Origin of the sequence: Arcicella rigui (assembly GCF_034929435.1) — a bacterium.
GTDB classification, from domain to species: domain Bacteria; phylum Bacteroidota; class Bacteroidia; order Cytophagales; family Spirosomataceae; genus Arcicella; species Arcicella rigui.
Window position 1 is genome coordinate 69,745 of record NZ_JAYFUM010000028.1, and the last position, 24,060, is coordinate 93,804.

Sequence of the window (24,060 nt, forward strand, 5' to 3'; positions counted from 1 at the left end):
GTATTGTTTCTTAGTTGTTTAAAGCATTATAAATCATCAACTGATTTTTCACTACTACTTTTTCTCCCTCTGCCAAGCCACCAAAAATATAGGCTTTATTGTCCAATACTTTGGCTACTTGTACTCTACGAGCTTCTACTTCTTTTGAACTTTTATAAACAATCACATAATTTCTGTCTTTGTCAAAAATGATTGATTCAGAAGGAATCGAAACGATTTTCTGATTATTAGAGTAACTTACGGTTACTTTGGCAAACATTTCTGGCTTTAAAATTCGCTCAGGATTAGCTAAATTGATACGTACTTGCATCGTTCGAGTTTGTGGGTCGAGTACGTTATTAATTTTATCAATTTTTCCTTGATATACTCTATCTGGATACGCCACCAAACGAATCGAAACATCATAGCCTTTTTTTACTTTGGCAATGTCTGATTCATACACATTGGCAATAATTTGTACCGTAGAAAGGTCTGCAACGGAGAAAAATGGGCCTACGTCTCCTTCTCTATAAGCCATTTTTTCAGAAATATTTCTATTTACATCTACGATATAGCCATCAATCGGAGCTTTCACAGTATAAAATGAGTTTTTCACACCATAAATGCCTGCTATTTCATTGGCTCTTCTGAGTTCACCTTCTGCTTTTAATAATTCATTTTTTGCAATGATTACTTCTTTTTCAGACGACAAACCCGATTTAAACAAGTCTTGTTGTACTTGTAAATTTTTCTGTGCTGTCAAATAGTCTGATTTAGCTCCTACAATTTGATTTTCAACGTCGGCTACTTCCGAGCTATGAACAATCGCCATTGTTTGTCCTTTTTTAACAAAGTCACCTAAAGTAACGGAAATCTTTTCTATCACTCCATCTACTAATGGTGATACTTTTACCTGCTTTTCTTCAAAAGGGGCTATTTTTCCTGTTAATTCTAATTCACTTGCAATATTTTCAACAGTAGCAGGAACAAGTACTAATTCTTTACGAAGTTGGTCTGATAGTACAAACTCGTCGTTATTATTTACTTTGGCTTCTTCTTTATGAGATTGACAAGCCAAACAAGCAGAGATTAAAATAATGCCCGCAACAATTTGATTCTTTTTCATTGATATGTATTGAAATTGTGTGATACAATTAGTAGTGATGATTTTATAATACTTTTTTACCAACCGCATAGTTAAGCTCTTCAATTGATTTAATCCGATTACTTTTGAGTGAGTTGAGTTCTACAATGGTATTTTTGTAAGATTCAACAAAATCGACAAATTCGATAAGAGAAATATTTCTTTTTTGGTAACTCGTTACAGCCCCATCAATCAGTGTATCAAAGCTCCCGATAAACTTATTGTCTATACTTTTCGATAATCTGTCGTTTTCTTGCACTTTCGTAAAAGCTCTGACTACATCACTTTGTAAGCTAACTTGACTTTGTTCAAAATTCTTTTTAGCCGCTTCTATTCTTGCTTGTGAGCTTTTAATATTTCCTTGATTTTTATTGAAAAAAGGTAAATCCATTTGAAGTGTCAAGGCATGATAATTAGGAATGTAGCTTCCGTTTCTATCATAAGAATAACCCAGTTGAATATCTGGCGTTGCTAAAGATTTCTGTAAAGACAAATTCGCTTGTTCGTATCTTACCGCTGCATCTTGCATTTTTAAATCAAAGCGATTTTCAAGTGCCGTTGCAGTAAGTTCTTCTAATTTCAAATTAGTGATTTTCAAACTATCCAATTGTTTTTCGTCAACTTTTGGATTAATAAACGTATTTTCTTTTGAATTGAGAATCGTCTTTAAAATCGCTTGTTTTTCAATAATTTGCTGGCTAAGTTCATTTCGTTCTTTTTTGAGTGAAAATAAAAATGCCTTTAAGCGAATTACTTCTTTCAAAGGAATATTCCCTTTTTGGTATTGTTCCTCGTATGCTTTTGATAATTCTTGAAAAGTCTGAATCTCTTCGTCATACATTGATAGTGATTTGATAATGAAGTAGATGTCATAAAAATTAGTTCTTAAATCAACAGCAATTGTTCTGAGTAAATCATAATAATTGTACTCGCTGGCTTCAACATTGATTTTTTCGAGAGCAATTCTTTTATTTCTTTTTCCTGCCAATAAAAAAAGTTGTTGAATTTGTACAGCTCTTTGTCCTAAACTTCCAAGTGGAAGTGGTACTTTGGTTTGCTGGTTATAAAGCTGCTGTTCGCCTGAAAAAGTAGGATTATCCCACAATTTAGCCTGAATAATTTGTGCTTTGGCTGCTTCGATATTGTATTTTTGAGCAAGTAAGGAAGCGTTATTTTGTAAAAAAAGACGCTCTGCTTCAGGCAATGTGACTTTTAAAGTATCCTGAGAGTATGCTTGAAAACTCAGAACACACAACAGAAAAATACCTAAACGAATCATTGGGTATGATGTTTAAAATGAAAAAATATAATTGAGAGATAAAAGCTGAAAGTGCTTACACGTAGCTACTGCTATTCTAAAATATTTTCAGAATAGCGTTCAGTGATAGCTTAATTTTTCCTAAGAAATTATCACAATCCAAAACGAATTGAAATACCAATAGAAAAAATTATACTTTACAAAGACAAAATAAGATAAAAATCAGATAAGTAAAACCCGAATATCTAAATATATTCTGCTAAAAATGAATACATCAAGCTTATTGGTTTTAAAGAAAATGGAGCGTACATTATCGAAATGACTAATCAGGATTTCATTAGAAGACTTTGAAATCCATGATGAAAATGAATTACTTTCATCTTCGTCATTAGATTCTTCAGTATTCGCTTGAAAGGAAATAGCATTTTCAAGCGTGTCGGGTAATTCAGAATGAGTACTTCTACTGGGGATTTTAACTTTAATCACTGAATTATTTTGTACAGTGATGGCGGTGTTAGAACACAAAATTCCCTTTACTCCTACTAATAGGAAAATAAAGGGAATTAGATATTTGAAAAATCGGAATTTCACAATTAGTAAGCAAAGTGACACAATTAAGTAAGGGAATTAATCTATTTATGCAAAATAAACAAATTAATGTGTGTTTGAGTATTGTATTCAAAACTCATTACTCACAACTATGACTCAACGCCTATTTGTCAAAATTATTTTTTCTTTTCTTTTGGAGAAAACATAATTGACATTCTTTTACCTTCTAAGCGAGGTAATTCATCAGCTTTGCCAACTTCTTCTAAGCCTTTAGCGAAATTTAATAATAAGATTTCGCCTCTTTCTTTGAACACAATTGAACGACCAACAAAGTGAACGTAAGCTTTTACTTTAGCACCTTCTTTCAAGAAATTGATAGCGTGTTTAAGTTTGAAAGCAAAATCATGGTCATCGGTGTTTGGAGAAAAACGGATTTCTTTCAGAACAGTTTTAGCAGCATTTGCTTTGATTTCTTTTTGCTTTTTCTTTTGTTCGTACTTGAACTTAGCGTAGTCGGTGACACGGCAAACTGGTGGGTCAGCTTTTGGAGAAATTTCGACTAAATCCAGACCTTGTTGCACAGCAATTGCCAACGCCTGTTTTATGTCCATAATGCCTTGTTCAACGTTTTCACCTACCAAGCGTACATTTTGTACTCCTTTGATGAGACCATTAATTCTGTAAGGCTCTTCTTCTCTGCGATTAGTTTTAAAATTGTTATTCGGGCGTAACGCCATATTATCTAAATGATTTGTTTTAAAATGATACAATAGCAGGTTTGAGAACTCAAATTTGAACTGCTAACGCTAAATTAACGGAAAATTCGTATAAAAGGTTACAAATTAACGCTTTAATTACGAATCTTCCGAAAACTAATGTAAAAAATAAATAAATGCAAGTTTTAATTTTACTTATTATTCCTTAAATCTTACAATATTCTTATTAATTTCTCCTTGCATAAGGCTAATAAATTGGTCGATTGGCATCATTCCTAAATCACCTTCTCCTTTCTTACGAACTGAAACCATGCCTTGTTCTGATTCTTTTTCTCCAACAATAAGCATGAATGGTAATTTATTTACTTCTGCATCACGGATTTTTCTACCAATTTTTTCATCACGATGGTCGATATATCCACGCAAATCGTTTTCCTGTAAACGTAAGAAAATTTCATTCGCATAATCTTCATACTTTTCAGAAATTGGTAAAACAGCCAATTGTTCTGGCGACAACCAAAGTGGGAAATTTCCAGCAGTATTTTCAATTAAAATAGCTACAAAACGTTCTAATGAACCAAATGGAGCTCTGTGAATCATCACAGGGCGGTGTTTTTGGTTGTCTGAACCTGTGTATTCTAATTCAAAACGTTGTGGTAATTGATAATCCACTTGGATTGTTCCTAATTGCCATTTACGTCCTAAAGCATCTTTCACCATAAAGTCTAATTTCGGACCGTAGAATGCAGCTTCGCCTAATTCTACTACCGTTGGTAAACCTTTTGCAGCCGCAGATTTGATGATGGCAGCCTCGGCTTTGTCCCAATCTTCGTCTTTACCGATGTACTTTTCTTTATTTTCAGGGTCACGTAATGAAATTTGTGCTGAATAATTATCAAAACCTAAAGCTTTGAATACGTACAACACCAAATCAATTACTTTCATAAACTCGTCTTCTACTTGGTCGGGACGACAGAAAATATGAGCGTCATCTTGAGTAAATCCACGTACACGAGTCAAACCATGTAATTCCCCTGACTGTTCATAACGATACACTGTTCCAAATTCAGCCAAACGTAAAGGCAAATCTCTGTAACTACGAGGTTTTGTCTTGTAAATTTCGCAGTGGTGAGGACAGTTCATTGGTTTCAAGAAAAACTCTTCACCTTCGTCCGGAGTACGAATGGGTTGGAAAGAATCTGCACCATATTTCGCATAGTGACCAGAAGTAATATATAATTCCTTAGAAGCAATGTGTGGCGTAATTACGGGCGAATAACCTGCACGTACCTGAGCTCTACGCAAGAAATTCTCTAAGCGTTCACGCAACATTGTACCTTTGGGTAACCACAGTGGTAAGCCCATTCCCACTTTTTCTGAGAAAGCGAAAAGTTCTAATTCTTTCCCCAATTTACGGTGGTCACGGCGTTTCGCTTCTTCTAATAAAGTTAAGTACTCTTCTAATTCTTTTTGTTTCGGAAAAGTAACGGCATACACACGAGTCATTTGCTTACGAGAAGTATCACCTCTCCAATACGCACCCGCTACCGACATCAATTTTACCGCTTTGATAAAACCAGTATTCGGAATGTGTGGTCCACGGCACAAATCTGTAAAGTTACCTTGCTGATAGAAAGTAATTGAACCGTCTTCCAAACCTTCCAACAATTCGAGTTTGTATTCGTCTCCTTTTTCTGTAAAATATTTAATAGCATCAGCTTTAGAAACCTCAGAGCGTTGATATTGGTTTTTCTGACGAGCCAATTCCAACATTTTATCTTCGATTTTCTTAAACTCATCGGCACTAAGTGCCTTGTCGCCCATGTCAATATCATAATAGAAACCCGTTTCGATAGCTGGCCCGATACCAAATTTAGTACCTGGATGCAAAGCCTCGATAGCCTCTGCCAATAAGTGAGCTGATGAATGCCAAAACGTAGATTTTCCATCTGCATCATTCCAAGTTAATAATTGGAAGTCGCAATCTTCATTGATGGGTAAAGAAGCATCTACTACTTTCCCATTTACTTTGGCTGCTAAAACATTTCTTGCTAATCCTTCTGAAATGCTGAGGGCAATGTCCATCCCAGTTGTTCCCTGAGCATACTCTCTGACATTACCGTCGGGTAATTTAATTTTAATCATGGGGTTTGTGTTTGTTTTGAGCCTTAGAATTGGAAGAAAATGTTCTACAAATAACATTTCTTGTCAATACGCTGTCTCAAACGCTTATTTTATTGATATGAAAGATGATTGTCTTAAAACGTTGGCAAATGTATCTGATTCAACATCAAAATACAAGTTAATGAAAAATTCTACGCTTTTTAATTATTCAAATTCACTTTGGGCTGTAATGGTTTCAAAGTGGTAGTATCTAATTTTCGTTTAGGAATATCGTATTTCGGATAGGATGAAGTATCATATTTCATGTCCAAATTGGGCGAATATTCTCCGTATTTTTGCTTGTGCTGGGTTCTATACACACCATTCAAAGCACGATAATCTTGGCTATTTTCATTAAAAAGCTCCTGATAATATACTTCTGCTTTGGCATAATTGCCTGTATATTCTAAACATTGTGCATAGAAAAATTTTGCATCAGGATATTTAGTATTGTTGCGATAAGTACGTTCAAAAAAAGGTAAAGCATAGCGATAATTACGAACTTTGAAATAAATGATTCCGGCATTAAAACTGGCTTCTACCAAAGCGGTATCTAATCTGATTGCTTTGGTGTAGCTAATCAAAGCACTGTCGGTTTTCCAAGCCTTTTGATATGTTTTTCCTTTCTGTAAATACAATTCAGCATTTCGAGGGTGAAACCTCAAACCTCTACTGGCATACGCCAGTGCTAAATCATATTCACGGAGATTGGTGTGTACTTGTGCTAATTTTAAGTAAACAGGTAAAAAACTGGGTTTCAGCACTAAAGTTTGCTGATAATAACCCAAAGCGGTGGCTGTATCCGCCATTTTTGCAGCAATTTCTCCTTGCACAAAATAGGTTTCACCATTATTAGGGGAAATCTGTAAAGCTTTTGCTAAATAGATTTTTGCTTTAGAGTATTGATTGATTTGCTGATACAAATCGCCCAACAAAGTATAAAGTTCTGGCGATTCAGCATTCAATACTTCCGCTTTTGAGGCCGCTTCTAAGGCTTCTCGTGGTTGTTTGTTTGCTCTCAGAATCAATGCTTTTGCTTGAAAATACGAGCCAACGTTGGGCTTTATACCAATGGCCGTATTGATGTCGTCGAGGGCTTCGCTTACTTTATCGTTTTCTAAATACAAAAGCGAACGTTTGTAATAATTCTCTGAACTACTTGGCGAAGATTCAATCGCATCTGTTAAAAAAGCAATGGCTGCTTCACGGCGAGCCTTCTCGGTTACTTCTGGAACAGGCGGAATAGTGATTCCTTTTTTGGATTCAGAAATGCAAGAACTTACCAAAAATGGTAAGCCAACAAAATAGACTAAAAAGAGTAGGTACTTATTCATCAATCAAAATTACAAAATGATAATTATTCAAGGCTATGAATGCTGTTAAAAATTATCAAAGCTTTTGATCAAAATATCCTCTGAATGATTACTTTAAATGATTTTGTTTTCAGTTTTAGCTTTGTCTATTATATTTTTTTGTATCTTTGCAGACTATTTTACAAAATTTATATTTTTCATTTAAAACGTTTAATAAAATGCCAAAAATTAAAACCAAATCTGGAGCTAAAAAACGCTTCAAGGTTACAGGAACAGGCAAAATCAAGCGTAAACACGCTTTCCATAGCCACATTCTTACAAAAAAATCTACTAAACGTAAACGTAACTTAGTTCACGATACTTTAGTAAGTTCATCTGACATGGACAGAGTAACGTTAATGTTAGTAATGTAATTCTTGCTTTTTGAGATTGTATTCCCAAAAACAAAAAATTATTTAGTTATTGTTCAACCAGAAAAATTGGCTCAAGAAGTGTTAAGCATTAACCGCCATTTTTCAAAAAACAACCAAGATTATGCCACGTAGCGTCAATCACGTAGCGTCGAGAGCAAGACGTAAAAAAGTGCTTAAATTAGCTAAAGGTTTTTACGGAAGAGGTAAAAACGTTTGGACGGTAGCGAAGAACAAAATTGAAAAAGGTCTTCAATATGCTTACCGTGACCGTAAGGTTAAGAAAAGAGATTTCCGTGCTTTATGGATTCAGCGTATCAATGCTGCTGCACGTCAAGAAGGTTTATCTTACTCAGCTTTAATGGGTAAATTAAACAAACAAGGTATCGAGTTAAACAGAAAAGTATTAGCTGACTTAGCAATGAACCACCCAGAGGCGTTCAAAGCAGTAGTAGCGAAAGTAAAATAGAAAGATTAGAGCGATTCATTGAATCGCTCTTTTTTTATGTCTCAATCAATAAAGTTTTAATTCCTATCCATTCGCCTGCTTCGGTTTTACCGATTACAAATACTTCGATTTCGGTCTCCCCCACTCTGAATACTTGAAGGTCTTGTAATTTTTTCTTTAGCACTGTTTTTAGTTTGAGTGCATCTTCTGCCCATTGTGCTTCTTCGTCTGTAAACCAATCTTCTGAACGTGTTAAAGGCTCAAAGAAAAGCTCCAAGTCCATCGTTTGAATGGCTGTTTCTTCGCTTTTTCCTATAAAAGTTTTAAAGTTTTCGGTAGAAATTTCAGCAACAGTATCGAGTATTTCAAAAAACTCAATCTTTTCATCTGATTCACTCGGATACCTCAAATCTGCCACAAGTAGTTCTATTTGCTCTTTAAGATATGTTTTACTGTTTTTTTGTGACTTTGAATTGCTCATCTTTGTCTAAATTTTGTATTCATTAATTCTCAACTATTAATGGTTGAAATTAGAAAAATCTATCTATAATTGTAACTTAAAACGAAAATACTTATAAAATTACTTAAACCATGTTAGAACAATTAATGGGTCTTATTCAAGACCACTCGCAAGAAGCCATCGTAAAAAACCCTGCTATTCCCAATGCACAAAACCAAGAAGCGATGCAAACAATTATGAGTGCTATCACAAATGGTTTTCAAAACGGTGGCTTATCAGGCATCACAGGATTGTTGAACGGACAAGCTGGTGGCGGTGTAGCTGGTTTAATGGCTAATCCGATGGTAGCAAACATTGCTCAACAAGCTATTGGAAGCTTGATGGAAAAATTTGGTTTAGACAAATCTGCAGCAGCAGGTATTGTTTCACAAGTATTACCCAATGTATTGGGTGCTTTGGTTAGCAAAACCAACGACCCAAATGATAAGTCTTTCAACATTGGCGATATTACAGGTGCGTTTGCTGACGGAAACGTTGATATGAATGATGTAAAAAATATCGCTGGAAAATTCCTTGGTGGACAATCTGGTTCAAGCGAAGGTTTGGGAGGAATGCTTGGCGGTTTGTTTGGCAATTAATTCCTTAAGATTTTGTACTTTTGAGGTAAGCATTTGCTTACCTTTTTTTATGATGAAATATCCCATTTATCTTGACTATAACGCTACCTGTCCGCTTGATGAAAGAGTTTTGAAAGCCATGCTTCCTTATTTCAGCGAGCATTTTGGGAATCCTGCTTCACGTTCACATTTATTTGGTTGGAAAGCTCAGGAAGCTATCGACATCGCTCGTGAACAAGTGGCTGAATTGATTCATGCCAATCCTAAAGAAATTGTTTTTACCAGCGGAGCAACTGAATCCAATAATTTGGCTCTGAAAGGACTTTTTGAGCATTTTTCGCCCGAAAAGAATCATATCATTACACTTCCAACCGAACATAAAGCCATTTTGGATGTGTGCTTACATCTTGAAAAATTAGGGGCAGAAATTACTTTACTTCAACCCGATTCTTCAGGAATGATTTCGCCCGAAGCAGTAGAAAAAGCCATTCGCCCTAATACTTTTTTGATTTCAATCATGTATGCCAACAATGAAATCGGGACGATTCAAGACATTGCCAAAATTGGAGCTTTGGCTAAAAAACATAATGTTTTATTTCATACAGACGCTACTCAGGCTGTCGGAAAAGTATCGGTTGATGTTCGTGAGGAAAATATTGATTTACTCAGTATGTCTGGACATAAATTGTATGGGCCAAAAGGCATTGGTGTTTTATATGTGAATGCAAAATCTGATGCTAAAAATCTGGTAGCACAAATGGACGGCGGCAGGCATCAAAGAGGTTTTCGCTCAGGCACACTCAACGTTCCGTTGATTGTTGGTTTGGGAAAAGCCTGTGAAATCGCACAATTTGAACTAAAAAAAGTAGCCAAACAAACTGAAAATTTACGGAATCAATTAGAACAAGGCATTCTTCAACATGTCGCTGGCACAAGTATCAATGGGCATATTGAAAAACGTCTTCCAAATGTAAGTAATATTTCATTTGAAGGACTTGATGGCGAAAGGCTTTTAGATTCCTTCAAAGAAATTGCCGTTTCGAGTGGCTCTGCTTGTACTTCTGCTTCTATTGAGCCTTCTCATGTACTAAAATCCATTGGTTTGAGCGATGAACTCGCACAGGCTTCTATTCGTTTTAGTGTAGGAAAATACACTACACAAAGTGATATAGATTTTACCATTCATTATGTAAAAGAAATTGTAGAGAGTCTAAAGCTATGAGCAACGAGCTATGAGCCATGAGTTTTTAGCTTTTAGCTATAAATTTCAAAGAAGTCTTTAAGGCTTATAGCTCAAGGCTCACAGCTCACAGCTAAAATCTCTCAGCTAAAAAAATGAAAGAAATCAAAAACATCATTGACGCTTATCATCAAATAGATTTTAGTCAACATAAAGTAGCCTTAGCCACCGTAGTAAGAGTAGAAGGTTCATCATACAGAAGAGCTGGGGCAAGAATGTTAATTTCAGATTCGGGCGAATGGGTCGGCGGAATTAGTGGCGGTTGTCTGGAAGGTGATGCACTGAAACGTGCCAGATTTGCCATTGCTCAAAACAAAGCAAGTGTAGTTACTTATGATACTTCCGAAGACGACCCTTATCAAATTGGCGTAGGCTTGGGTTGCAATGGTATTATTGATGTTTTACTTACCCCTTTGGACGTAGAAAACCCCAATAATCAAGTACTTGCTCTGCAACAGTGCGTTGAAAGTAGAAAACCAGAAGTATTAGTAACAGTAACCAAATTAAGAATGGAAACCGACGCTATTCAACTCGGTGATACTTTCCATTTTGAATCTGCCAATCAATTTGAAAGTATTTTTCCTCTGAAAGAAATCAGCGAAGAGCTTCTTTCAGACATTCAAGACGGTTTAATTTCTACAAAATCAAGTATCAAAAGTTATTCTTTAGAAGACGGTACAATCCAATTATTTATAGAAGTACTTATTCCTGCGACTCATTTATTAGTGTATGGTGGCAATTATGATATTTATCCAATGGTGAAATTAGCCAAAGAAATTGGCTGGAAAGTATCTGTAATTTGTAATCCACTAAAAGTACAAAAACAACTTTTCACTTGGGCTGATGCAGTCATCGAAAAAGAAAATGCGAAAAATATTGCTATCGACCCTTACACGGTGGCGATATTAATGGCACATGATTATAATACAGATTTCACAAATCTGCGTCATTTATTAAGTACAGAAATTCCTTATATCGGAATGTTAGGCCCCAAAAAAAGAAGTGATAAAATGTTTAAAGCTATGGCAGAAGAAGGTGAATCAGTTTCTGAAAAAGACGCTGCACGCATTGCCTCTCCCGTTGGTTTAGATATTGGTGCAAACACACCAGAAGAAATTGCTATTTCGATTTTGGCAGAAATCAAAACCATTTTCAGCAAAAGAAGTGGTGAAAGATTAAAGTTTAGAGATAAACCAATTTATGAGGTTTAAAATCTTTACAAACGGTTATCATTTACTATTTATAAAATTGCCCATTTTATCAGCTTAAAACTGTAAAATGGGCGATTTTTATTTTTAAATAATTCAAAGCTTGTCTATTTCATTCTCAGAAAGTCCCGTCAGGTCAGCAATATCGGAAGAAGACAAGCCTTTGCTTTTCATTTTTCTGGCTACTTCCAGTAACCCTTCTTGTTTTCCTTCCAATCTCCCCTCCTGCTTCCCTTCATCGAAGGCTGTATCAATTACTCCTTTCAAATCTCTATAAATTTTCAAACTTTGTTCATAATCTAATCTTTCCTGCTCGGTGTATTTGGCTATTTCAGCTTTTTCAAAGGCTTGGACAAATACTTCGTCTTTGAATATTTCAGGGATGGTTTCAAAGTCTTCAAGATGTCGAATGAAAAATAACCACTTATCTAATCGGCTTATTAATTCCTGTTCCGTTTTTTTGAAATGAGGCATTTCTAAATAAACAAACTTCAACTTTTCATAAAATACTTGGTTGTGTTGGTCTTTGAGTTGCACGGTGTGAATTACTTCTCCTTGCCCAGACTTGATATGGTCATCAAACTTAAAATCAAGAATACCAATGCAATAAACGTATTTCAGTTGATAATTCCATTCACCTTTTTCTGCTTGCTCTTGAATGGGAAAAGTGGCATAATAAACGGTTCTATCCTTAAAATAATTCTGTTTAGCCTTTTGAAGCTCTACAATGATTTTTTCACCAGCACTGTTTTCGCAATAAATATCATAAATCACCTTTCTATCGCCTTCATTATGCCCAAGTTTATCCTTGTCCTTGAAAGTCAAGTCCACGATGTTAGCTTCTGGCAATAGATTCCCCAGAAAATCTATCAAAAGAGGCTTACTGGCTTCTTCTCCAAAGATTTTCTTAAAACCAAAGTCCGTAAAAGGGTTTACATATTTTGCTTTCATGGCATTATATAAAATTAAGTATTTTAAAGTGTATCTATTTCATTCTCAGAAAGCCCCGTCAAGTCAGCAATATCGGAAGAGGACAAGCCTTTGCTTTTCATTTTTCTGGCAATTTCTAACTTTTCTTCTAATTTCCCTTTTTGTGTTCCTTCTAATAATCCTTCCTGCTTCCCTTCATCGAAAGCTGAATCAATTACTCCTTTCAAATCTCTATAAATTTTCAAACTTTGTTCATAATCTAATCTTTCCTGCTCGGTGTATTTGGCTATTTCAGCTTTTTCAAAGGCTTGGACAAATACTTCGTCTTTGAATATTTCAGGGATGGTTTCAAAGTCTTCAAGATGTCGAATGAAAAATAACCACTTATCTAATCGGCTTATTAATTCCTGTTCCGTTTTTTTGAAATGAGGCATTTCTAAATAAACAAACTTCAACTTTTCATAAAATACTTGGTTGTGTTGGTCTTTGAGTTGCACGGTGTGAATTACTTCTCCTTGCCCAGACTTGATATGGTCATCAAACTTAAAATCAAGAATACCAATGCAATAAACGTATTTCAGTTGATAATTCCATTCACCTTTTTCTGCTTGCTCTTGAATGGGAAAAGTGGCATAATAAACGGTTCTATCCTTAAAATAATTCTGTTTAGCCTTTTGAAGCTCTACAATGATTTTTTCACCAGCACTGTTTTCGCAATAAATATCGTAAATCACTTTTCTATCGGCTTCCTTATGCCCCAGTTTATCTTTGTCCTTGAAAGTCAAGTCCACGATGTTGGCTTCTGGCAATAGATTCCCCAGAAAATCTATCAAAAGAGGCTTACTGGCTTCTTCTCCAAAGATTTTCTTAAAACCAAAGTCCGTAAAAGGGTTTACATATTTTGCTTTCATTTACTTAATCTTGTTATTAGGCAAAGTTATACTTTTTAGGTCGTAGGTAATTCTATTTTGTTTGAAATCATCGGTTTAATTCATCTTTTCAACACTCTTACTCAGGATATTTTCCCGCTATTTTACACTCATCACATTTAAAAATTGTAAAACGCTACATTTTTTTTGCAATCAAATCCATAGCGACAGCCACTAAAATTAATACTATATCAAACGAACCAAAACCCAATAAATATGCAAATAGTGCCTTTAAGAAACTTTTGAAACCTTTCTCAAAAAACTGCCCGATAGCCCAAGCGACATAAAATACTATAGACAAATAAAAGACTGAATCAAAAACAGTATTGCTAACAAATTTCGTAACGATTGGATGTATGGAAAACCATAACATACCTTCACCCATGATAAAACACAACAAAACGCCGATTTCGTAAATATTATAAGAATACTTTCTGAAAAATCTCTTCGTCCAAAAGGCAATGAATACTAACATCAGAATATTGGCATATCCATAATTATTCTGAACCCACAGCATCACGTCATTTACGCTTGAAGTACCATATTGTTTTTTTAGCTGTTCTTCGCTAAGTAAATCTACTTCTAAGTAGCTCGTAATCAAGCTATAAATTACTGAACAGAGAATCAAAAAAGTTACGGGTTTGGTACAAGCATTTCTATCCGTGTTGAGATAATGATGAATCAGTTTATCTGGACGAAATAATAATTCACGAACAGTAAACAAAAAACCTCGTTCGTAGCCAATCAGGTTTAGGAATTCTTCCACTGCATATTTTCTATCAACCCTTTCCAATATAATTTCTTGTTCCTTAGTAGTATTTACCTGATTAGGACGATTTAAGTATTCACTTTTCATGTTCGTTAAACAGAGGTATTTAGTTTGTGTGATTTAGCTTTTATTTGCTTCATTCAAAAATAGAGAAAAATTGGCAATAAAAAATCTCCCATCTTACCATATTGAAATGATAAAATGAGAGATTGTATTTTATGGGCAAAAAATTACTTTTCGGAATTGAGTTTTTCTTGAATACTTTTTACGAAGTCTAAGGTGACTTTTGCCATTTTTGCAATTTTGTCAACGGACAGACCACTTTCACGTAAAAGATTCTCAACTATTTCCTTTTTGGTATTGATAACGAGATAATCGTTTTCTGCATCAATATATTTGGCAATGTTCTGTATCATGTCGTCAAATTTTAAATCTAATTTACGAAGTTTAGATAATACTCGCAATTGTCTTAAATACTTTTGAAAAGTTCTTTGTTCTGAAGTAGTTTCTTCAAGTCTATGAATTATTTCGTTTAAAGCATTTTCAGGTTTTTCTTCACCAAAATTACTTAAAACAGCTAAAATTATTTCTTCTGGATTATTAGAAACTAAAAAGCGTTTATAGTCAAATTCAGTAATATTAATCATTTGAAACTGAAAATAATTCCCATCTTCTGCCAAAATAGATTGCATTTTGGGTTTGCCACTTCCAATAAAAATCACATACTGTCGAACAGGTAAATGATATTTATATTTGAGTAAACCCCAATAATCAATCATTCTGTAAATCATTTTTGAATAATCATCTACTTGAAATTCAAGATGTAGTATAAACTTCCGACCATTAGGGTCAGTTATTATCCTTAAAGCATCCGCTTCTTTTTCTTTTGTTTGTTGAAGCTTTTCTTTTATCACTTCTGCTTTACTAACCTTAAAACCCAAGACACTATTCATCAAAGCAGGTATGATGCTCTCAATATTCTCCTTTACGATTTTATCGTACTGATTACCTTCTTGTTTTGTAGATTTCTTTTCCATATTCAAAACTAACAATATTTCAATAAATCGAAATAAAAATCTCCTATTCTACCTTATGGAAAAGGTAAAATGAGAGATTGGTGATTTACAGTAAATTAGTCGAAACATTCTCCTCAGAAGTCTTTACATTTTACACAATCCATAAATATTTTTCCGCAGAGCTATTTTACTTTTCCTCAGAAGGCTTTGCATTTTCCACAATCCATAAATATTTTTCCGCTGAGCTATTTTACTTTTCCTCAGAAACTCGTTCAAGACTGTGTCTTGGACGTTTGTTTAATACTTGATTGAGTTTTGATTACTTAAAAGTCATTCTTAATCCGTTCAAGAGATAAAACTTTGCTAATAAGTAAATCTAATTCTTCATTATTTTTATAAATATTTTTAGATTTTCTAATAGCTTTGATGATTGTTGGAATCTCGGATTCCTTTTTTACAAAAATATAATCAATATCTTTTGATTCGAATCTTAATTCTGTGCCTTCTATATTTTTCTTTTTTGACAAACGCTCCCCTCTCCAAATATCATATTCAGCTTCAGACATTATAGAGTCATAATATTTATGACCATCACTGATTTCAGAAGCCACTGGTACATAACGCCATTCCCTTTCGTCATAGAATTTATAATCAAGAATATCAGGTTTTCCTTTTCTCTTTAATACACCTTTATAATTTTTTATAAAAGATAACTGCCCTATTACTGCATTTATTTTCAACTCTCTATCTTTATCATTTATTGGTTTTATAGTGACTATATCTCCATTTCTTTCTTCTATTAGAGAAGTTCTAAAACTCCCGTATTTATCGTTTACGATAACTTCTCTTATCAAAGGCTCAATAAGCTTTGCAATAGAAGACTCCTTTTCCATATAAAGTACAGGGTTTATTCTATTTAATTCTGCCCATTCTTTTTTAAGACCTATTCCATAATTTCCATATTTATCAGTATGTGATGTAATGTTACTTATTGGAATATCGCAAAATGAAATCATTGGAATACCAAGTTTATATTTAGCTTCATTAAGTTCAAAAACCTCTTTACAATAATGTGTTGTAAAAAAACCTTCAAGAATCTTTTCAAGAGAAGCCCTGCGTTTAGTAAAATGTAGAATAGAATTCGGACTTATTGCCATAGTTATTTATTTTTAAATTTGAATTACTCATATCAAATGAACTAAATTTAAGAAAGTATTCAGTTTTGATTTTTAACAAAAAAAGTGCTACAAAATCTCCTTTCAAAAATTTGAAAGAATTCCTAAAAGGAGATTTTATAACACTTTATATCTAAAAATCAGTCGGAGACTGATGGCTCATCGCTCAAGGCTCAAAGCTATTTTTACTTCACTTCCTCAAAAGGAACATCTTCTGCTTGTGAAGAAGAACCAGCGTCAGCTGTTTGACCAGCATCGCCAGTTGGTTGTCCTGCCTGAGGGCCGCTTTGTGCATACATTTCTTGCGAAGCTGCTGCCCATGCGTTGTTTAATTTTTCAAGAGCTGAATCAATTGACGCTACATCACGTGAACCGTGTGCAGTACGCAATTCTGCTAAAGCTCCTTCAATGGCTGATTTGTTACCTGCCGAAAGTTTCTCGCCGTACTCTTTCAATTGTTTTTCTGTTTGGAAAATCAATGAATCAGCTTGGTTGATTTTTTCGATTTTTTCACGTTCTGCTTTATCTTCTGCCTCATGTGCTTTCGCTTCTTGACGCATTTTTTCGATTTCTGCATCAGTCAAACCACTTGAAGCTTCGATACGGATATTGCTTTCTTTTCCTGTTCCTTTATCTTTTGCAGATACGTGAAGGATACCGTTGGCATCAATATCGAAAGTTACTTCTACTTGTGGAACGCCACGTGGTGCTGGTGGAATACCGTCTAAGTGGAAACGTCCTAATGAACGGTTCTGACTTGCTAACGGACGCTCACCTTGTAATACGTTCAATTCTACCGAAGGTTGGTTGTCTGAAGCAGTCGAGAATGTTTCAGATTTTTTCGTAGGAATTGTAGTGTTAGCTTCGATTAATTTAGTGAAAACACCACCCATTGTTTCGATACCTAACGATAAAGGAATAACGTCTAACAATAATACGTCTTTTACTTCACCTGTTAATACACCTCCTTGAACAGCCGCACCGATTGCCACAGCTTCGTCAGGGTTTACACCTTTAGAAGGTTTTCTTCCGAAGAATTTCTCTACTTCTTCAACTACTTTAGGAATACGAGTTGAACCACCTACCAAGATAACTTCGTTGATGTCTGAGTTGGTAAAGCCTGAATTTTTCATTGCACGCTTACAAGGTTCAAGCATTCTTTGGATTAATGAATCAGCTAATTGCTCGAATTTTGCACGTGACAAAGTACGAACCAAGTGCTTAGGCATACCATCCACAGGGAAGATATAAGGCAAGTTGATTTCAGTAGAAGCACCCGAAGACAATTCGATTTTTGCTTTTTCAGCCGCTTCTTTCAAACGTTGAAGAGCCATAGCATCTTTACGTAAGTCAACACCTTCATCTTTTTTGAATTCGTCTGCCAACCATTCGATGATTACTTGGTCGAAGTCGTCACCACCTAAGTGAGTATCACCGTCAGTAGATTTTACTTCAAATACGCCATCACCTAATTCTAATACTGAAATATCGAAAGTACCACCACCTAAGTCGAATACAGCGATTTTCATATCTTTACCGCCTTTATCAAGACCGTAAGCTAAAGCTGCTGCTGTTGGCTCGTTGATGATACGTTTTACGTCTAAACCTGCAATTTGTCCAGCTTCTTTAGTAGCCTGACGTTCTGCATCATTAAAATATGCTGGAACAGTAATTACTGCTTCTGAAACAGTTTGCCCTAAATAATCTTCGGCAGTTTGCTTCATTTTAGTAAGAATCTGAGCCGAAATTTCTTGAGGTGTGTACAAACGGTCACCGATGCGTACACGTGGAGTATCGTTTGAACCTTGTTCTACGGTGTATGCAATCGTTTTTAATTCACTACCAACTTCTGAGAAACGTTTACCCATAAAACGTTTGATAGATGAAATAGTGTTTTTTGGATTCGTGATAGCCTGGCGTTTGGCAGCGTCTCCGACTTTACGTTCACCGTTACCATTATCTAAGAAGGCAACGATTGAAGGTGTAGTACGACGACCTTCTGAGTTAGCGATTACGACTGGCTCGTTACCTTCCATTACAGCTACGCAAGAGTTGGTTGTTCCTAAGTCAATACCGATAATTTTTCCCATTGTTAATTTTAATTAAGTATATGAATAAGATTTTTAATTTAACAGTAATGAGGCTTACAGAAATGTTTGCCTAATTTTGTTATTGAAGTTTTACTTTTAGTATAAACTGTCAATTGTTTCCTTTCTTTTAACAATCTTAATGCCAGTAGCTTTTTAAAGCTTTTTTTATGACAGAATGACAGCATTGATTGTTTGCTTTGCCATAGTAACAGATAATATTTTTTAACACTGACAGAATACCATCCATTTTACCATGAAAATATACATTCATACCAAATTTGAAGTAGCGGAAGTTGCCATCATCAAAGAACAACTTGCGGCAAAATACACATTAAGTATTGGCGAAGAGATTTCTCCTGAAAACCGTGAAGAGCAATTTCTCGAAGCAGACATTTGTTTTGGAAATGTGCCTTTAGCTTGGGCAAAGAAAACCACCAAACTTCAGTGGTTACAATTACATTCGGCTGGTCTCGACCCTTACCAACAATTAGGAAATCATACTTTTCAGATTACCAATCTTAAAGGCTTTTTTGGTACTTCGGTAGCTGAAACAGCAGTAGCAGGGATTTTAGCCATGTTTCGTGGAGTTGCCTATTTGAGCCAACTACAAACTGAATCAAAATGGATTGGTACTCCTTTGCGTTCGAGTTTACATTTACTTTCAAACGCCAAAGTATTAGTTTTGGGAGCTGGAGCAATCGGACAAAAAGTAAAGACTTTTTTGTCGGGCTTCAATTGTGAAACTACGGTTTTGGATTCTAAAACGGTAGTCAATTTAGACAATTACTTACCTACAACCGACATCTTGGTGGCTACTTTGCCAGAAACGCCAGAAACGGTTGGTTTGTTGAATAAGACTCGTTTAGGAATGTTAAAATCCTCCGCTTTGTTTGTCAACGTTGGTAGAGGTTCGGCAGTTGATGAAGAGGCTTTGATTGAAATGTTACAACAAAATAAAATTTACGGAGCAGTTTTAGACGTTACTGCCAAAGAACCAATCCCCGAAAATCATGTACTTTGGCACATGCCCAATGTATTATTGACACAACATACTTCTGGAGGCTGGGCAGAAGAGAATTTGGATAAAATTAAGTTTTTTATCGAAAACCTTGAAAGATTTGAAAAAGGCGAAACTTTGGTAAATATAGCTAATTTGGAAAGAGGATATTAGTAGATATGAGATTTGAATTATGAAGTAGAAGTTAATTGTGGACGAATTTTTAAAGCAATTTGGGATTTCGGATTTCGGAAATTGGTAAAAAAAGTTTTTGATAAAGCCGACATCTGAAATCCGAAATCCACAAGTATTAAAGTTCTTCCAAATCGTAATAAGTAATAGACAAATTTTGAATTTGTTTGTATGGAATCAGTAGTTTACTCACCACAAAATCATATTCGGTATGATTGATTTCATTGTCATTTGGTTCGTAACTTTTGTCAATAATTTTTCTTTTTACTTTTTTTAGTTCTACAATCTCCAATTGTCCATCTTGTCCAATCCAATAATCAGTTAAGAAGCCCGAATACACCACAAAAGTATCGTCGATACTTACGCAAATGTTTACGTATTTATATACTTCGTCTTCTTTTTTCTTGGCAAAAGGTTTTCCAGAAAAGATATAATTCCATTTGTTATCAAAACGCAACAAAGGGATTTTTTCATCAAGTCGTTGAGTAATTACTACATACATCAGTCCTCTGCCTGTGGCAAAACAGCCAAAACAAAGAAAAACACTATAAAAAAAAATCTGAGGGATATAATTACCAATAGCTGCGATGGTAGCATGGTCTGGATTGGTCAATAATTTACCAATCAGCATAAAATCAACGTAGTAATAGGGAACTAAGTAATTTACAAACAAAATACCTAAAGCTTGGAAGAAAATTCCAACGCCAACAGTAAAAACAATTTCCGAGAAATTGCTGGCACGCAGGTGATAGTTTGAAAATTCGGAAGAAAAATAGGCTCTACGGAATACTCCGCCCGGCAAAATGATTAGAATAATGATTAAAGCAAAGCCAAAGGTAATGGTGGTCATTGAATAATAGATTGGGTTTCTCCAAGTCGCACTAATTTATATGACTTTTCTTTGATTTGAATCGTTGGTGGTACTTTCCCATGCTTGTCCATGTCGATAGCAAATAATAATTGCTTAGAAAGATTTTCGTCTGATAAGATTTTACGAGACTGTTCTCCAAACACTGGAAAACCGTATTCTAATGAACCAAATAACAAATGTGCGATTTTTTTTATCACTTGTGTCATTGTGTCTTTTTGTTAGTACTGATGGAAATTCAAAAATTCAACGTATAAAATTAAGCAACATATTGGTTAAGTAACAAATTTAAAGATAAAAAAATCCAATTTCTTGTCATTTTTCTTGCTTTTGGTATTTAGAATAAGCATTTATTCTAAAAGTAGCATTTGTACTTGTCCAAAATAAGGCATTTACCGTTTAATAAATTTTTAACGTATTTTTCTAAGAAATATTTGACCAAAAGTCATTATTTATCTATGTTTACTTCCACAACAAAAAATATAACTTACTGAAAATCAATTCAAATTTCTGCATAACAAGATTATTCTCTAAAATAATCTTGGTGGAAAAGTATTGCCCGAATCAACCTTTTTAATTAGTGAAAATAAGTTTCAATTTTAAACATTAATACAATGACTGCAAGAGAGATTGCTCGGAAAAACTTAGGTATTAAACCTGAAAACAAAATTATCCTAAGTTTTGATGGAGGAGGTATGAGAGGAATATTCACGGTTCAATTACTCAAAAAATTAGAAGAAGTAGCTGGCAGTCCAGTGTATGAATGGGCCGACATGGTAGCTGGTACATCAACAGGAGCAATTATTGCCAGTTTGATTGCTTTTAAAAAGAGTGCTAAAGACATCGAAGACATTTATGAAAAAATGGTAAAAAGAGTCTTTACAAAGAAAGGCTTGTTTGCCAATCGCTTCTATAATCCGCCTGCTTTTGATAAAAAGAATTATAGAAATGTAGTAAAATCAGTCTTTGGAGATAATACGCTCAAACAAGTTACTACCTCCTCCAACATTGATATATTACTCACTTCAAAAGACCTTTCGGCTGGTGAAGAAACCTTTTTTACTTGTTTTACTAAAGACTCAGAAGTTAAAGGTACTTATCAAGATGTACTCATTCGGGGTGTATTAGAGGCGACAATGTCTGCACCAACTTACTTTTGCTCTTTTGAACGCTTTGTGGATGGCGGTACAACCGTTTACAACAATCCAGTGTTGGCAGCAACTATGGAGGCGTTTTTCTATGATGGCAAAGGGAAATATGTACCTAACCAAACAACAGTCTTCAGCTTAGGAACAGCAAGTTTATTCCGCTTTATTAAGCCAGATGAAACCCATGACCCAAAAGGCTTAGATGCTCTTTTCTGGTTAAATTATGTCATGGATGAATCAAGTAAAGATGCCAGTGAAATGCAAGTAAACTTTTTGAGAAGTAATTTACTTCCTGAGCTTGATTTCAGAAGATTCCAACTTTCATTAGACGCAAAGGCAATTTCAAAATTACCCGACAAATCAATTGCTCATATTCCGAATCTTGAAGCAGATTGGCTACACGAGCTTGATGATGAAGAACTTAGCAAAATTGACATGGCGGATGTCACTAAATTTCCACTGATGAAAGTATTAGGGGAAGCCGTTGCAGAGTATATCTGTTCTCCAAAAAGCGATGATAATTATTTCAAAAAAGACCTTGTAACGAAAGTCGATAAAAAAGGAGCATTAGTAACAGCATCAGGCGATAGATATTCGATTTTGAAAAACCTTAGCGACCCCGCTTGGATAGACCAACAGCCTACTTGCTAATAACAATACCACCACTTAAACGCTCATAAAATGCTCAATAACTCCGCTTTCGACATTGTCATTGGCTTGGTATTTATATACTTATTATATAGCTTACTTGGCTCTTTGCTACAAGAAATTATCGCTACCAATATTGGTCTTAGGGGCTATGTCCTCAAAAAAGCCATTCAAAGAATGCTTGATGATAATGGTTCTACATCTATGTGTGAACAGTTTTACCAACACCCCTTAATCAAATACTTAGGGGCTGATACGCTGTTACTCAGTAAACTTCCCTCCTACATGGATAAAGTTTCTTTTTCAAAAGTTGTGATAGACCTTTTGCGAGGAGACGACTTCGCCATGAAAACAAAAGAAGAATTAAAGGCAAAAATTCACCAAAGTTTAGAAGAAGGGAAAACGTCGTGGGGAGGAATTGTGATTCAAAACGAAACCTTGAAACAAATTCAATCCTTGTGGAACGAGGCAGAAGCCGACGTAGATAAATTTAAAGAATTTTTGGAACAATGGTTTGAACAAATGATGATGCGTTCGACGGGTTGGTACAAGCGTTATACTCAATTAATACTCTTTGGAATTGGTATAGGTATTTCGGTTGCATTCAATGTAGATACTTTGAAGATTGCCAAAAACTTACAAGAAAATCCAGAGCTAAGACAGCAAATCGTCAATCGTGCAGATGCTTTTGTTAAAAATCATCCAAATCTTAAAGTAGAACTTGAAACCAATAAAAAGAATATAGATTCTCTGACTTCAATTTCGGCAGTTTCAAAAGATAGCCTTAAAGAAGTAGCTGAAACAAGATATGTAGCTCTTCAAACTCTCAGTGATTCGCTTACAAAACAAGCAAGCGAATTAGTAATGAACGATATTCAAAGCAGTCAAGAGATCTTAGCAATTGGTTGGAAAGGTGGTTTTTGTAAAAATTTCACCTTAGCAAGTTTACTGGGCTGGCTAATATCAGCCTTAGCGATTTCGATGGGAGCTCCTTTCTGGTTTGATTTATTGAATAAAGTAATGAAACTTAGAAGTGCGGTTGCTACTGGTGAGAAGGAAAGTAAAAAGTAATTGTTGAAAATATTAACTTTTAATCAATTCATAAAATGGCACTAACAGTCGGTCAGTTAAAAGAAGCTACTTGCTCAAAATTGGTACATGCCACAAAGTTTCTTCCACACATTCAGAAAACACTTGACAGGTTTAATATCACTACACCTGCTCAACAACTTTGTTTTCTTTCACAAGTAGGACACGAAAGTGGCGGTCTATTCTACACAGAGGAAATCGCAACAGGAGACGCCTATGAAAATCGGAAAGACTTAGGAAATACGCAAAAAGGCGATGGAAGGAAATATAAAGGAAGAGGTTTAATTCAAATTACAGGTAGAATAAATTATACACATTTAAGTAATGATTTAAAGATTGACTTTATTAACAATCCAAGTATTTTGGGTGGCAAAATTGTAGATAAATGCTCATTACAGCAGCTTGAAAATGCTGCTTTATCCGCTGGCTGGTTTTGGGATAAACATAAAATCAATACTTTGGCTGATAAAATTGATTTAAAAAAATCTATTGACCTTGGTACTAATAAGGATGCTTTTATAAAAATAACCAAAGTTATCAACGGTGGTACAAATGGATTGCAAGACCGATTTAATAGATACAAAGCAGGACTTCACTTCTTTCTTACTGCTTAATCGCATTGATATAAAGTAATTTCACTATTAAGTTTTATCAAAATGCCTGTAACACTCGAAATATAGTATTTCGAGTGTTTTTTTATAAGT

24 protein-coding genes are annotated in these 24,060 nt (G+C 34.9%); 9 read left to right on the top strand and 15 right to left on the bottom strand.

What is annotated here, in order from left to right; genetic code table 11:
• Positions 1 to 10 precede the first annotated feature (10 nt).
• The 6 genes from VB248_RS20370 to VB248_RS20395 all read right to left on the bottom strand — a co-directional run bounded on the left by VB248_RS20370 (position 11) and on the right by VB248_RS20395 (position 7,143).
• Positions 11 to 1,105, bottom strand: a complete 1,095-nt coding sequence (locus VB248_RS20370; RefSeq protein ID WP_323298677.1) for an efflux RND transporter periplasmic adaptor subunit — start codon at positions 1,103 to 1,105, stop codon at positions 11 to 13.
• A gap of 43 nt (positions 1,106 to 1,148) precedes the next feature.
• On the bottom strand, positions 1,149 to 2,402 hold the full coding sequence (locus VB248_RS20375; RefSeq protein WP_323298678.1) for a TolC family protein: 1,254 nt from the start codon (positions 2,400 to 2,402) through the stop codon (positions 1,149 to 1,151).
• Positions 2,403 to 2,603: 201 nt separating this feature from the next.
• A complete protein-coding gene (locus VB248_RS20380; protein ID WP_323298679.1) occupies positions 2,604 to 2,867 on the bottom strand; it encodes a hypothetical protein in 264 nt (87 codons plus the stop codon).
• Positions 2,868 to 3,106: 239 nt separating this feature from the next.
• Positions 3,107 to 3,667: a translation initiation factor IF-3 gene (gene infC / locus VB248_RS20385; RefSeq protein ID WP_323298680.1), complete on the bottom strand. Its 561-nt coding sequence runs from the start codon at positions 3,665 to 3,667 to the stop codon at positions 3,107 to 3,109.
• Between the two features lie 177 nt (positions 3,668 to 3,844).
• Positions 3,845 to 5,791, bottom strand: a complete 1,947-nt coding sequence (gene thrS, locus VB248_RS20390) for a threonine--tRNA ligase (protein ID WP_323298681.1) — start codon at positions 5,789 to 5,791, stop codon at positions 3,845 to 3,847.
• 179 nt (positions 5,792 to 5,970) lie between these two features.
• Entirely contained in the window at positions 5,971 to 7,143 is a 1,173-nt protein-coding gene (locus VB248_RS20395) for a tetratricopeptide repeat protein (RefSeq protein WP_323298682.1), read from the bottom strand.
• Positions 7,144 to 7,340: 197 nt separating this feature from the next.
• On the opposite strand from VB248_RS20395, the gene rpmI reads away from it, so the two are divergent.
• Together rpmI and rplT are read left to right on the top strand one after the other, a co-directional pair.
• Positions 7,341 to 7,535, top strand: coding sequence for a 50S ribosomal protein L35 (rpmI, locus tag VB248_RS20400; RefSeq protein ID WP_323298683.1), 195 nt, complete (start codon positions 7,341 to 7,343; stop codon positions 7,533 to 7,535).
• Positions 7,536 to 7,656: 121 nt separating this feature from the next.
• Positions 7,657 to 8,001: a 50S ribosomal protein L20 gene (rplT, locus tag VB248_RS20405; protein ID WP_184136617.1), complete on the top strand. Its 345-nt coding sequence runs from the start codon at positions 7,657 to 7,659 to the stop codon at positions 7,999 to 8,001.
• Between the two features lie 34 nt (positions 8,002 to 8,035).
• On the opposite strand, the gene VB248_RS20410 is transcribed toward rplT, so the two are convergent.
• The gene (locus VB248_RS20410; protein WP_323298684.1) at positions 8,036 to 8,461 is read right to left on the bottom strand and encodes a nuclease A inhibitor family protein; all 426 of its coding nucleotides are present in this window, start codon (positions 8,459 to 8,461) and stop codon (positions 8,036 to 8,038) included.
• Between the two features lie 110 nt (positions 8,462 to 8,571).
• On the opposite strand from VB248_RS20410, the gene VB248_RS20415 reads away from it, so the two are divergent.
• From VB248_RS20415 to VB248_RS20425, 3 genes are all read left to right on the top strand, one after another.
• A complete protein-coding gene (locus VB248_RS20415) occupies positions 8,572 to 9,078 on the top strand; it encodes a DUF937 domain-containing protein (RefSeq protein WP_323298685.1) in 507 nt (168 codons plus the stop codon).
• A gap of 49 nt (positions 9,079 to 9,127) precedes the next feature.
• Complete coding sequence (locus tag VB248_RS20420) at positions 9,128 to 10,279, top strand: cysteine desulfurase family protein (RefSeq protein WP_323298686.1); 1,152 nt, start codon at positions 9,128 to 9,130, stop codon at positions 10,277 to 10,279.
• A 113-nt stretch (positions 10,280 to 10,392) separates the two neighbouring features.
• Positions 10,393 to 11,508: an XdhC family protein gene (locus VB248_RS20425; RefSeq protein ID WP_323298687.1), complete on the top strand. Its 1,116-nt coding sequence runs from the start codon at positions 10,393 to 10,395 to the stop codon at positions 11,506 to 11,508.
• A 93-nt stretch (positions 11,509 to 11,601) separates the two neighbouring features.
• On the opposite strand, the gene VB248_RS20430 is transcribed toward VB248_RS20425, so the two are convergent.
• The 6 genes from VB248_RS20430 to dnaK form a co-directional block, all read right to left on the bottom strand.
• Entirely contained in the window at positions 11,602 to 12,456 is an 855-nt protein-coding gene (locus VB248_RS20430; RefSeq protein WP_323298688.1) for an Rpn family recombination-promoting nuclease/putative transposase, read from the bottom strand.
• Between the two features lie 23 nt (positions 12,457 to 12,479).
• Positions 12,480 to 13,346, bottom strand: a complete 867-nt coding sequence (locus tag VB248_RS20435) for an Rpn family recombination-promoting nuclease/putative transposase (RefSeq protein WP_323298689.1) — start codon at positions 13,344 to 13,346, stop codon at positions 12,480 to 12,482.
• Between the two features lie 154 nt (positions 13,347 to 13,500).
• Positions 13,501 to 14,220, bottom strand: coding sequence for a DUF3667 domain-containing protein (locus tag VB248_RS20440; protein ID WP_323298690.1), 720 nt, complete (start codon positions 14,218 to 14,220; stop codon positions 13,501 to 13,503).
• A gap of 143 nt (positions 14,221 to 14,363) precedes the next feature.
• Entirely contained in the window at positions 14,364 to 15,170 is an 807-nt protein-coding gene (locus tag VB248_RS20445; protein ID WP_323298691.1) for an RpnC/YadD family protein, read from the bottom strand.
• Between the two features lie 302 nt (positions 15,171 to 15,472).
• Positions 15,473 to 16,306, bottom strand: a complete 834-nt coding sequence (locus VB248_RS20450) for an abortive infection system antitoxin AbiGi family protein (protein WP_323298692.1) — start codon at positions 16,304 to 16,306, stop codon at positions 15,473 to 15,475.
• 203 nt (positions 16,307 to 16,509) lie between these two features.
• Positions 16,510 to 18,414: a molecular chaperone DnaK gene (dnaK, locus tag VB248_RS20455; protein WP_323298693.1), complete on the bottom strand. Its 1,905-nt coding sequence runs from the start codon at positions 18,412 to 18,414 to the stop codon at positions 16,510 to 16,512.
• Between the two features lie 253 nt (positions 18,415 to 18,667).
• Here dnaK and VB248_RS20460 point away from each other — a divergent pair, with 253 nt between their 5' ends.
• Positions 18,668 to 19,585: a D-2-hydroxyacid dehydrogenase gene (locus VB248_RS20460; RefSeq protein WP_323298694.1), complete on the top strand. Its 918-nt coding sequence runs from the start codon at positions 18,668 to 18,670 to the stop codon at positions 19,583 to 19,585.
• A gap of 136 nt (positions 19,586 to 19,721) precedes the next feature.
• Here the strand turns inward: VB248_RS20460 and VB248_RS20465 are convergent, their stop codons facing one another.
• Both VB248_RS20465 and VB248_RS20470 read right to left on the bottom strand, forming a co-directional pair.
• Positions 19,722 to 20,453 carry a hypothetical protein gene (locus VB248_RS20465; RefSeq protein WP_323298695.1) on the bottom strand — a complete coding sequence of 244 codons (732 nt, stop codon included), beginning with the start codon at positions 20,451 to 20,453 and terminating at the stop codon, positions 19,722 to 19,724.
• The gene (locus tag VB248_RS20470) at positions 20,450 to 20,680 is read right to left on the bottom strand and encodes a hypothetical protein (RefSeq protein WP_323298696.1); all 231 of its coding nucleotides are present in this window, start codon (positions 20,678 to 20,680) and stop codon (positions 20,450 to 20,452) included. Before VB248_RS20470 ends, VB248_RS20465 begins: the two co-directional genes overlap by 4 nt.
• 405 nt (positions 20,681 to 21,085) lie before the next feature.
• Between VB248_RS20470 and VB248_RS20475 the strand changes: the two genes are divergently transcribed.
• From VB248_RS20475 to VB248_RS20485, 3 genes are read left to right on the top strand one after another with little or no spacing between them, the layout of a single operon-like run.
• Complete coding sequence (locus VB248_RS20475) at positions 21,086 to 22,270, top strand: patatin-like phospholipase family protein (RefSeq protein WP_323298697.1); 1,185 nt, start codon at positions 21,086 to 21,088, stop codon at positions 22,268 to 22,270.
• A 30-nt stretch (positions 22,271 to 22,300) separates the two neighbouring features.
• Complete coding sequence (locus tag VB248_RS20480) at positions 22,301 to 23,338, top strand: hypothetical protein (RefSeq protein WP_323298698.1); 1,038 nt, start codon at positions 22,301 to 22,303, stop codon at positions 23,336 to 23,338.
• Positions 23,339 to 23,373: 35 nt separating this feature from the next.
• Positions 23,374 to 23,970: a glycoside hydrolase family 19 protein gene (locus tag VB248_RS20485; RefSeq protein ID WP_323298699.1), complete on the top strand. Its 597-nt coding sequence runs from the start codon at positions 23,374 to 23,376 to the stop codon at positions 23,968 to 23,970.
• The last annotated feature ends 90 nt before the right edge of the window (positions 23,971 to 24,060 follow it).

Coding starts and splice junctions, on each gene's coding strand:
- VB248_RS20460 (WP_323298694.1), top strand. CDS start 18,668: ATGAAAATATACATTCATACCAAATTTGAAGTAGCGGAAGTTGCCATC.
- VB248_RS20470 (WP_323298696.1), bottom strand. CDS start 20,680: ATGACACAAGTGATAAAAAAAATCGCACATTTGTTATTTGGTTCATTA.
- VB248_RS20440 (WP_323298690.1), bottom strand. CDS start 14,220: ATGAAAAGTGAATACTTAAATCGTCCTAATCAGGTAAATACTACTAAG.
- VB248_RS20445 (WP_323298691.1), bottom strand. CDS start 15,170: ATGGAAAAGAAATCTACAAAACAAGAAGGTAATCAGTACGATAAAATC.
- VB248_RS20410 (WP_323298684.1), bottom strand. CDS start 8,461: ATGAGCAATTCAAAGTCACAAAAAAACAGTAAAACATATCTTAAAGAG.
- infC (WP_323298680.1), bottom strand. CDS start 3,667: ATGGCGTTACGCCCGAATAACAATTTTAAAACTAATCGCAGAGAAGAA.
- VB248_RS20415 (WP_323298685.1), top strand. CDS start 8,572: ATGTTAGAACAATTAATGGGTCTTATTCAAGACCACTCGCAAGAAGCC.
- VB248_RS20420 (WP_323298686.1), top strand. CDS start 9,128: ATGATGAAATATCCCATTTATCTTGACTATAACGCTACCTGTCCGCTT.
- VB248_RS20480 (WP_323298698.1), top strand. CDS start 22,301: ATGCTCAATAACTCCGCTTTCGACATTGTCATTGGCTTGGTATTTATA.
- VB248_RS20370 (WP_323298677.1), bottom strand. CDS start 1,105: ATGAAAAAGAATCAAATTGTTGCGGGCATTATTTTAATCTCTGCTTGT.
- thrS (WP_323298681.1), bottom strand. CDS start 5,791: ATGATTAAAATTAAATTACCCGACGGTAATGTCAGAGAGTATGCTCAG.
- VB248_RS20475 (WP_323298697.1), top strand. CDS start 21,086: ATGACTGCAAGAGAGATTGCTCGGAAAAACTTAGGTATTAAACCTGAA.
- dnaK (WP_323298693.1), bottom strand. CDS start 18,414: ATGGGAAAAATTATCGGTATTGACTTAGGAACAACCAACTCTTGCGTA.
- VB248_RS20465 (WP_323298695.1), bottom strand. CDS start 20,453: ATGACCACCATTACCTTTGGCTTTGCTTTAATCATTATTCTAATCATT.
- rplT (WP_184136617.1), top strand. CDS start 7,657: ATGCCACGTAGCGTCAATCACGTAGCGTCGAGAGCAAGACGTAAAAAA.
- VB248_RS20395 (WP_323298682.1), bottom strand. CDS start 7,143: ATGAATAAGTACCTACTCTTTTTAGTCTATTTTGTTGGCTTACCATTT.
- VB248_RS20485 (WP_323298699.1), top strand. CDS start 23,374: ATGGCACTAACAGTCGGTCAGTTAAAAGAAGCTACTTGCTCAAAATTG.
- VB248_RS20450 (WP_323298692.1), bottom strand. CDS start 16,306: ATGGCAATAAGTCCGAATTCTATTCTACATTTTACTAAACGCAGGGCT.
- VB248_RS20425 (WP_323298687.1), top strand. CDS start 10,393: ATGAAAGAAATCAAAAACATCATTGACGCTTATCATCAAATAGATTTT.
- rpmI (WP_323298683.1), top strand. CDS start 7,341: ATGCCAAAAATTAAAACCAAATCTGGAGCTAAAAAACGCTTCAAGGTT.
- VB248_RS20430 (WP_323298688.1), bottom strand. CDS start 12,456: ATGAAAGCAAAATATGTAAACCCTTTTACGGACTTTGGTTTTAAGAAA.
- VB248_RS20375 (WP_323298678.1), bottom strand. CDS start 2,402: ATGATTCGTTTAGGTATTTTTCTGTTGTGTGTTCTGAGTTTTCAAGCA.
- VB248_RS20435 (WP_323298689.1), bottom strand. CDS start 13,346: ATGAAAGCAAAATATGTAAACCCTTTTACGGACTTTGGTTTTAAGAAA.